Annotated in this window: 8 protein-coding genes; 1 reads left to right on the forward strand and 7 read right to left on the reverse strand. The window is 33.7% G+C overall.

Annotated elements, in window-relative coordinates:
- Positions 1–335: 335 nt before the first annotated feature.
- The 7 genes from LDL23_RS07050 to recR form a co-directional block, all read right to left on the reverse strand.
- Positions 336–1,649, reverse strand: coding sequence for a nucleotide sugar dehydrogenase (locus LDL23_RS07050; protein WP_291265073.1), 1,314 nt, complete (start codon positions 1,647–1,649; stop codon positions 336–338).
- Positions 1,637–2,011 carry a four helix bundle protein gene (locus LDL23_RS07055; protein ID WP_291265074.1) on the reverse strand — a complete coding sequence of 125 codons (375 nt, stop codon included), beginning with the start codon at positions 2,009–2,011 and terminating at the stop codon, positions 1,637–1,639. The genes LDL23_RS07050 and LDL23_RS07055 overlap by 13 nt, the downstream gene beginning before the upstream one ends.
- Positions 2,012–2,235: 224 nt before the next feature.
- Positions 2,236–3,627: a UDP-glucose 6-dehydrogenase gene (locus LDL23_RS07060; RefSeq protein ID WP_291265075.1), complete on the reverse strand. Its 1,392-nt coding sequence runs from the start codon at positions 3,625–3,627 to the stop codon at positions 2,236–2,238.
- Between the two features lie 19 nt (positions 3,628–3,646).
- Positions 3,647–4,663, reverse strand: coding sequence for an SDR family oxidoreductase (locus LDL23_RS07065; RefSeq protein WP_291265076.1), 1,017 nt, complete (start codon positions 4,661–4,663; stop codon positions 3,647–3,649).
- A 22-nt stretch (positions 4,664–4,685) separates the two neighbouring features.
- Positions 4,686–7,151: an exopolysaccharide transport family protein gene (locus tag LDL23_RS07070; protein ID WP_291265077.1), complete on the reverse strand. Its 2,466-nt coding sequence runs from the start codon at positions 7,149–7,151 to the stop codon at positions 4,686–4,688.
- Between the two features lie 5 nt (positions 7,152–7,156).
- Positions 7,157–7,948, reverse strand: coding sequence for a polysaccharide biosynthesis/export family protein (locus tag LDL23_RS07075; protein WP_291265078.1), 792 nt, complete (start codon positions 7,946–7,948; stop codon positions 7,157–7,159).
- Between the two features lie 135 nt (positions 7,949–8,083).
- The gene (gene recR, locus LDL23_RS07080) at positions 8,084–8,704 is read right to left on the reverse strand and encodes a recombination mediator RecR (RefSeq protein WP_291265079.1); all 621 of its coding nucleotides are present in this window, start codon (positions 8,702–8,704) and stop codon (positions 8,084–8,086) included.
- Between the two features lie 140 nt (positions 8,705–8,844).
- On the opposite strand from recR, the gene LDL23_RS07085 reads away from it, so the two are divergent.
- Positions 8,845–10,000 (forward strand): sodium:solute symporter (locus tag LDL23_RS07085; protein WP_291265080.1); only part of this gene is annotated, 1,156 nt, incomplete at its 3' end.

Consider the following 10,000-nt stretch of genomic DNA (forward strand, 5'->3'; position numbering starts at 1 on the left):
TGACAATCGTGTGAAATAATTTTTTAAGACTTCTTAAATTCGTATTCCTGAAAAAACGTTTAAAATCCGCTTTTCCATTCTCCTCATCTCCCAGTCTCCAATGAGTAAAACGTTTCCATTAGCCTTCGACTCCGCTCAGGGTGACAATCGTGTGAAATAATTTTTAAGACTTCTTAAATTCGTATTCCTGAAAAAACGTTTAAAATCCGCTTTCCCATTCTCCTCATCCCCCAGTCTCCCCATCTCCAAGTCCCCCAGTCTCCAAGTCTCCAAGTCTCCAAGTCTCCTCGTCTCCTCGTCCCCAAGTCTCCCCATCTCCCCATCTCCTCATCTCCCTAAAGCCTCCCATCCACTCTTCCCTTCAAAAACCCTTTAACATCGTAAACTACATTCGTTTCCTTTGTTAAAGTAGCAATATCCAAATCAGCAAATTCTTTGTGTGAAACTCCTAAAACTAAAGCATCATATTTGAAACTTGGTAATTTTTGAATCGTTTCTATACCATATTCGTGCATTACTTCTTCTGGTTTTGCCCATGGATCATAGATGGTGATATGGATTCCATATTCTTTTAAAGCATGAATAATATCTACTATTTTTGTATTTCGAACATCAGGGCAATTCTCTTTGAAAGTTACTCCTAAAAGCAACAATTGCGCTTCGTGAAGTACGATTTCTTTTTTAATCATTAATTTCACTACTTGCGAAGCTACATATTCGCCCATACTATCATTCATGCGACGACCCGCTAAAATAATTTCAGGATGATACCCTGCTTCTAATGCTTTTTGCGCTAAATAGTAAGGATCAACACCTATGCAATGTCCGCCTACTAATCCGGGTTTAAAAGGTAGGAAATTCCATTTTGTTCCCGCCGCTTCTAAAACTGCTTTGGTGTCTATTTCTAATATATTGAAAATTTTTGCCAGTTCATTTACAAAAGCAATATTGATATCACGCTGAGAGTTTTCTATCACTTTAGCAGCTTCTGCCACTTTAATTGTGGGTGCCAAATGCGTCCCTGCAGTAACTACGCTATTGTATAAAGCATCTACCTTTTTTCCAATTTCTGGAGTAGATCCTGCGGTAACTTTTAATATTTTTTCAACAGTGTGTTCTTTATCGCCTGGATTAATTCGTTCTGGAGAATATCCCGCAAAGAAATCTTCATTAAACTTTAATCCCGATAATTTTTCTAAGACTGGCACACATTCTTCTTCAGTTACACCTGGATAAACAGTTGATTCGTATATTACGATATCTCCTTTTTTCAATACTTTCGCAACCGTTTCACTGGCTTTATAAAGTGGTGTTAAATCAGGCTTATTGTGTTTATCAACTGGCGTTGGTACAGTCACTATATAATAATTACAATCAGCAATATCGGCTAATTGATTAGAACAATATAATCCTTTTTCATTTGAAGATTGAGCAACCAAAACTGATTTTAGTAAATCTTCTTCTACCTCTAAAGTTAAATCAATTCCTTTGTTTAACTCAGAAATACGTTGTTGATTAATATCAAAACCAACGACTGAATATTTTGTAGCAAAAAGTCTTGCCAATGGCAAACCAACATATCCAAGTCCAATGATAGCTAGACGAGGTGATGGGGTGATAGGGTGCTTTTGAGACATTATAAATTCCATTTTTCAGGTTCAACAATCATTCGCACCAACATTCCTAATATCATATCGTATTCTTTATATAATTTTTCGTATTCTTCAATCGTAACATAGTCACAAGCTAAGGCAAAATCTAACCACACATGAGTTTCGGCAGCTTCAGATTCACAATCAGAAAGTTTAGAAACAAAGTTTTTAGGATAACGTCTCTTCCTGAAAGCCTCAGCAAGATTAGCACAAACAGAACGAGAACTTCTTCTAATTTGATCCGTTAAGGAAAATTTTTCTTCCCCAGGAAACGACTTAGACAATTTATAAATATCCATAGCTGCCATAAAAGCCGCTTGATATACTCTTAAATCTTTATGAGTAGCAATTTTCGCCATAATTTATGATTTTAAAACTAACATCACTCCCAAGTCCCCTCGTCCCCAAGTCTCCCAGTCTCCTCGTCTCCCAATCTCCTCGTCTCCCAATCTCCTCGTCTCCCAATCTCCTCGTCTCCCAGTCTCCCAATCTCCCAGTCTCCCAATCTCCTCGTCTCCCAATCTCCTCGTCTCCCAGTCTCCTCGTCTCCCAGTCTCCTCGTCTCCCAGTCCCCCAGTCTCAACTACCTCGCCCCTATTCCTTGGTAAATAAATCCAATTTTCTCTAATTCTTTTTTATCCAAGATATTTCTTCCATCAAAAACAAAAGCTGGTTTTAACATATTGTCATATATTTTTTGCCAATCGTATGTTTTAAATTCATCCCATTCGGTAAGAATTGCAATAGCATGAGCCTCTTTACAAGCCTCATAAGCATTATCAACCACTTGAACTCCTGCTTTATTATCCGATTCTGAACGGGTTTCTAAATAATTCAAATCAAATTGAATTTGTTCTTCCCCTACTTTAGGATCGTAAACCGCTACTGTTGCTTGCTCGCTCAATAAATCATCTGCTACATAAATAGCGGCTGATTCTCTTGTATCGTTAGTATCTTTTTTGAAAGCCCAACCTAAGAAAGCAATTTTCTTACCCGAAACGGTGTTGTATAATGTTTTGATAATGTTTTTCGCAAAACGGCGTTTTTGGTGGTCGTTCATAATAATTACTTGCTCCCAATAATCAGCCACTTCGTTTAAGCCATAAGATTTGGCGATATAAACTAAATTTAAAATATCTTTTTGAAAACAAGAACCTCCAAAACCAACAGAAGATTTCAAGAATTTAGAACCTATTCGACTATCCATTCCAATAGCTCTGGCCACTTCATTAACATCGGCACCTGTCTTTTCACATAACTCGCTCAAAGCATTGATGGAAGAAACACGTTGCGCTAAAAACGCATTAGCTGTTAATTTTGATAATTCCGACGACCAAACATTGGTGGTTAGGATTTTATCTCTTGGTACCCAATTCGCATAAATAGCTACCAACGTTTCAATGGCTTTTTGACCTTCTGCAGAAGTATCGCCTCCAATCAAAACACGATCAGGAGCAAATAAATCTTCAATTGCTGTTCCTTCTGCTAAAAATTCTGGATTGGATAAGATTTGGAATTGTACTCCATTACCAGTATGCTCTAAAATTTCTTTGATAGCACTAGCTGTTCTAACGGGTAAAGTCGATTTTTCAACAACGATTTTATCTGTTTTAGCTACACGGGCAATTTGACGCGCACATAATTCAATATATTTTAAATCGGCTGCCATTCCTTTCCCTACACCATATGTTTTTGTTGGGGTATTGACCGAAATAAAAATCATATCCGCCTCGTCGATTGCTTTATCCACTTCTGTAGAGAAGAACAAATTTCTGCCTCTTGCTTCCGCTACCACATTGCTTAAACCAGGTTCGTAAATCGGAATATTATTTACGTCTTTATCATTCCAAGCCGCAATTCTTTTTTCGTTTAAATCAACAACGGTAACTTTAATATGCGGACATTTTTGAGCAATCACAGCCATCGTCGGTCCTCCAACATATCCTGCACCGATACAACAGATATTTTTAATCATTGTATTATCTTTTTACTTTTTACTTTTTACTTTTTACTTTTCTCTTTTTACTTTTCTCTTGCAAATTATTCCAATACCATTTTACCGCTTCTTTCAAACCTTCTTTTATAGAAAATTGAGGTTGGTAATTTAGTAGAGCTTTTGCTTTATCTATACTCGCTAACGAATGAGGTATATCACCGACTCTATTTTGTGCATAAACAATTGGAACTGTAGCAATTTCTTTATCATATGCCGACAAAAACTCTTTTAATGTATTTACCAACTCATTCAAAGTTGTTCTTTCACCAAAAGCAGTATTATAAACCGTATTTATGGCTTCTGGATTTTCAGTCAACATGGCCAATTCATTCATTTGAATTACATTATCAACATACGTAAAGTCACGAGAAAAATTCCCATCACCATTAATAACCGGACTTTCATGATTTAAAAATTGGGCTACAAATTTAGGAATTACCGCAGCATAAGCCCCATTAGGATCTTGATTTCTTCCAAAAACATTAAAATAACGCAATCCTATGGTTTCAATTCCGTATGTTTTACTAAAAACATCCGCATATAATTCGTTTACATATTTAGTTACCGCATATGGAGATAATGGTTTTCCTATAACATCTTCCACTTTCGGCAACGCTTCAGAATCACCATAAGTAGAAGAACTAGCGGCATAAATAAACCTTTTTACCTCAGCATTTCTAGAAGCCATCAACATATTCAAAAAACCCGAAACATTCACCTCATTAGAAGTAATTGGGTCATTAACAGATCGTGGCACACTTCCTAACGCAGCATGATGTAGAACATAATCAACACCTGAAGCGGCAGCTTCACAAGTTTTGAAATCTCTAATATCCCCTTCAATCAAAGTAAACTTAGGATTTGAAAGAAAAAAATCAATATTATGATTATAACCAGTAGAAAAATTATCCAAACAAACTACCTCATTATGCTCTAAAAAATACGCACAAAGATTAGAACCTATAAATCCTGCACCACCCGTGATAAGTATTTTCTTATTTACAATTTTTGTCATTTATAACGATTAAGAGTAGTTTTTAACTATTTTTCTGAAACTTACCTAAAACTTTTCTCCATCCTGACTTAGGTTTTACCTCGTCATGATAAGCCTCCCCATAAGCTCCATAACCGTAGCCATAACCGTAGCCATAACCGTAACCATATTTAGCTTTATTTTGAAAACCATTAAAGACTATACTAATGTTATGCAACTCACCTCTTTTATGTTTATCATTTACAACATTCAACATACCTTTTTTAGTATATCCTTGTCTTGTAACATACAATGTAGCATCACAAAAATGAGCCAACTCTAAAGCATCTGAAACCAATCCAACTGGAGGCGTATCTAATACAATATAATCGTATTTTGTTTTTAACTCTTGAATCATTTCCGCCATAGCCTCGCTCATTAATAATTCTGAGGGATTTGGAGGGATTGGACCAGAAGGAATAACATCTAAATTAGGAATGTGTGTTTTCTGAATTACTTCATCGATTGTTTTTTGTCCGATTAAATAATTTACTACCCCTGTAATGTTATCAATATTAAAATCTCCAAATATCCTTGGCTTTCTTAAATCCAAACCTACTATAACCGTTTTTTTATCACTTAGTGCAAAAACAGTTGCTAAATTAATGGAACAAAATGTTTTTCCTTCACCACTTACCGATGATGTTAACATTAATATTTTCGATCCTTCTTTTTGCTGTTTTTTGTACATGAATTGTAACGAAGAACGTATTGCTCTAAATGACTCGGCTAATGGAGATTTAGGCTTTTCAAAAACCGATAAATTATTTTCAGTGTTTTTATTACCAATAACTCCAATTAATGGAATTGATGTTAGTTTTCTAATGTCTTCTGTTGTATTTATACTATTGTCTAATAATGTAATTACAAATACAACTAACAATGGCAGCAAGAATCCAAACATAGCTGCTAAAATATAATTAACACTAGTTTTAGGACCTCTTAATCCTCCTCCAACATCTTTTGCTGGATCTAAGAAATTAATATCAGATATATTTGCTGCCTTCACAATTTCGGCTTCACTTCTTTTCTCTAAGAATGTACTATAAATTTTATCTTTTAAATTGTATTTTCTAGTAATTTTTATATGTTCTTGTTTGTTCTCAGGCAATAAACTTGCCTCTCCTTCTGCTTTTGATATGTTTCTATTAATCAAAGATAAATCCAAGGATAGAGCACTTTTAGCACTCGCTATATTTTCTAAAAGCACTTTTTTAGTAGATTCCATTTCAACATCAAAATCGGAAAACATTTTTTTGTTTTTAATAGAATACGACATATTGGCACGCTCTGCAGAAAGTTGAATCAATTTAGTAACATTTCCTACTACGTTAGGATCATCAATCCCAGCAACTGTTGGAGCAGGAAGTTTTGAATAATCAGTAGTTTTCTCTAAATAATTCTTAAGTAAATTGTAGTAAGCTATTTTTCTATTAATCACATCCTTTTCCACATCATACCCAGACAATTTAGCGCTCAACAGCCCGCCTCCTCCTTCTTCTTCTAATTCAAAAATATTTTTTCCTTTTCTAAATTCTTTTAATTCATTTTCTGCTTCTTTGATTTGACCTTCCATTTCTCTTAAGGTACTATCAATAAAGTTTATGGTATTGTTAGCAAATTGATTTTTACTATCCAATTGAATCTTTCTCAACACCTCAACTGTTGTATTTAAATACTCGACCAGTCTGTATTTATTTGAACCCTCCATCTGCAAACGAACCACCGACAAGGCTTTTGAATCAGCACTTACATCAATACCTCTATAATTTGCAACCGTTCCATTAAAATCATCAAAACGTATAAAAAATTCTTGATTGGTATAATCAAAAGCTTCGGGTTTAATCATCAATTTAAGATGCAAAAAGGGAACATCTACAGTTTCGTTAATCTTAAATACTTGCTTATATTCACCACCTGAGACATTAACTGGCTTTATAACTAAATCAGCATATTGCATTACTGAAGCTGATGTAGCTTCTCCAAAATCTACACTTAGCTCATATTGAGAGGGTGAAAGAAATTTAACCTTAATTAATTGACCAAACAACTGCCCTTTGGACTTATCAATTTCTACATAAAATGGAACTTCTCCGTAAGCATCTTTAAAATAATACTCACCTTCTTTCAAATATTGAATATAATATTGTAATTTATCTACAACAACTTCATTATGTGAACGAGATTTCAATGTTGTGATAATAGTTTGAACTTTATCCGATGTTCCTCCCCAATTAAAAACCAAACTTGTATTAGATGTAAAAAAAGGATTATTTTGGTCTTCAACTACAATTAGTGACTCCATACCATAAACACTTTCTTTCCTAATGTTTACATTATAAGCAATAATAAAAGTAATTAGCAAGGATAAAACAAACCATTTCCAATAACCTACAATTCTCAATAGAAATCCTTTGAAATCAAATGTACTTTGAGACTCAAAAAAATTAAAATCTTTAGTATCTAGCATTTTTACTATAATGTTTTAGACAACACTAATAATGTTGTAATTAAGGAAATAGCCGTCATAATTGTTGCAACTGATTGCATTCCAGTAACTCCAGTACCCCAAGATTTCTGCTTCAACGGTTTTATAATAATGTAATCATTAGGTTGAATATAAAAATAAGGAGAATTCATAGCACTTTCATTGGTTAAATCAATACTATAGGTTTCAAAACCGTGAGCAAACTTTCTAATAATTTGTACTTCTTTTCGATTTCCTGTTATAGGAATATCTCCTGAATTTGCAATAGCTTCCATTATAGTAGCTCTGTCTTGATACAATACATTAGTTCCTGGCGACCCTATTTCTCCATTTATGGTATATCGCAATCCCGCTAATTTAACAGTGACAAAAATATTAGCTTCTTTCTTGAAATACTCTTCCAATAATTGTTTTTCGATTTTCTGACGAACTTCATCTGTCGTAAAACCCAAAACATTAACCTCTCCTAAAATAGGGACTCTTATATTACCATGATCATCAACAGTGTAACCATTAAAAAATAATGTTTGAGGAGACGTTTGTATCTGTCCGTTTGTTTGCGAAACAGAGAACATTTCCACTAATTTTTGATCTAATGCCTTTATATTTATATTTAAAATATCATTTGTTTGAATTCTGTAAGGCTTAGAAACCTCTTGAGCAACTTTAATAGAATCCGATTTTGTTATGGCATTAGGCTGTAAATACGTTAAATCCTTTGTAGAAATACACGAAGTAAGTAGAACCGAAAATAAGGCTAAAAAAAGTATTTTTTTCATGAGTTAACTATACTGATACTGCTTGACTTTTGTAAATAAAACACAATAAAAGACAAACTACACTAAATTAGGTAACAAATATAGTTTTTACAATTAAAAAAACGAAGTTATTGTTGAATTTTGATTGAAATTTTGTTAATAAGGCTTAATTGAAGTTTCAAAAGGGATTCTATTCAATAAACTTCTTCCCAAAGTTACTTCATCGGCATACTCTAACTCATCTCCAACCGCAATTCCTCTTGCGATTGTTGATGTTTTTATATCAAACTCTTTAATTTGTTTATATATATAAAAGTTTGTGGTATCGCCTTCCATTGTGGAACTTAAAGCAAAAATAATTTCAGTAACATTTCCTTGTTTTACTTTATCAACTAACGAAAAAATCTTTAATTGACTTGGCCCAATGCCTTCAATTGGTGAAATTTTCCCGCCTAATACATGATAAACGCCTTTAAACATTCCTGTGTTTTCCAATGCCATCACATCTCGAACATCTTCCACCACACAAATTATCGATTTATCACGAGAAGGATTAGAACAAATACCACAAATATCAGCATCCGAAATGGTATGACATTCTTTGCAATATTGAATATAATTTCGCATAGCTGTTAAAGCTGAAGATAAAACTTCAGTTTGCTCAGAAGGTTGTTTTAATAAATGTAAAACCAAACGCAGTGCCGTTCTTTTACCAATTCCTGGTAATTGAGCCATTTCATTAACCGCGTTTTCCAATAATTTTGATGGTAATTCCATTTAGCAAAAGTAAAAAAAAGTCGGGAGATGTAAGTTGGAAGTTGGGAGTTTTCCGAAAATAATTACAAATGAATTTTATTTAAGCTTATCTCAACAAACTTCTATCTTTTTGTTATTTTAGCACATTCAAAAACCAATATATGACTTCAGGAACTATTTTAGCCATTATCATTATCTACTTCGGAATTCTGATTTTAATTTCCAATTTTGTTAGTAAAAGAGACAGTAGCAATGACGCTTTTTTTAAGGCCAATAAAAATGCTAAATGGTATTTAGTTGCATTTGGAATGATTGGAACAGCGCTTTCTGGCGTGACTTTTATTTCCGTTCCAGGAGAAGTAGGAAATCCTGATTTGCAGTTTAAATATTTCCAATTTGTTTTAGGAAATGCTATTGGTTTTCTCATCATAGCCACCGTGTTGCTTCCGCTTTACTATCGAATGAATTTGACTTCGATTTACAGTTATATCGAACAACGATTAGGTGTGATAAGTTATAAAACTGCTGCGACTATTTTCTTGATTAGCAGAACTATTGGCTCAGCTTTTCGCTTGTATTTAGTGGTAATTGTGTTACAACGTTTTGTTTTTGATGATTTTGAAGTTCCGTTTGCCGTTACAGTTTTAATTTCGTTAGCTTTAATATTTGCTTACACCTATCGCGGTGGTTTAAAAACCATCATTATTACCGATACTTTACAAACGTTTTTCTTAGTTTCTTCGGTGTTTTTGACGATTATTTTTATTTGTAATAGTTTAGATTTAGGATTTGTTGATGCTTTTGAAACCGTTAAAAACAGCAATTATTCTAAAGTATTTTTCTATGAAGATTATTTAAAAGGTAATTATGTTGTGAAACAAATTCTAGGCGGAATCTTCGTAACCATCGCTATGGTTGGATTAGACCAAGATTTAATGCAAAAGAATTTAAGTTGCGCCAACATTGGCGAAGCGCAAAAAAACATGTTTACTTTCACTGGAATTTTCGTAATTATCAATATTTTCTTCTTGAGTGTTGGCGCTTTGCTTTATTTGTATGCAGAAAAAAATGGCATTTCGGTTCCAATGGTTGATGGTGTAAAACGAACCGATTTACTTTTTCCAGAAATTGCTTTTAATCATTTGAATATTATTCCGGCAGTGGTTTTCTTATTGGGATTAACCGCAGCAACTTTTGCTACAACGGATTCTGCTTTAACCGCTTTAACCACATCATTTTGTGTTGATTTCTTAGGAATGGATAAAGCGGAAAACCAAAATAAATCCAATGCTGTTAGAACGCGTCATTTTGTTCATA

It is taken from the genome of Flavobacterium sp. (assembly GCF_020217025.1).
Taxonomy (GTDB): domain Bacteria; phylum Bacteroidota; class Bacteroidia; order Flavobacteriales; family Flavobacteriaceae; genus Flavobacterium.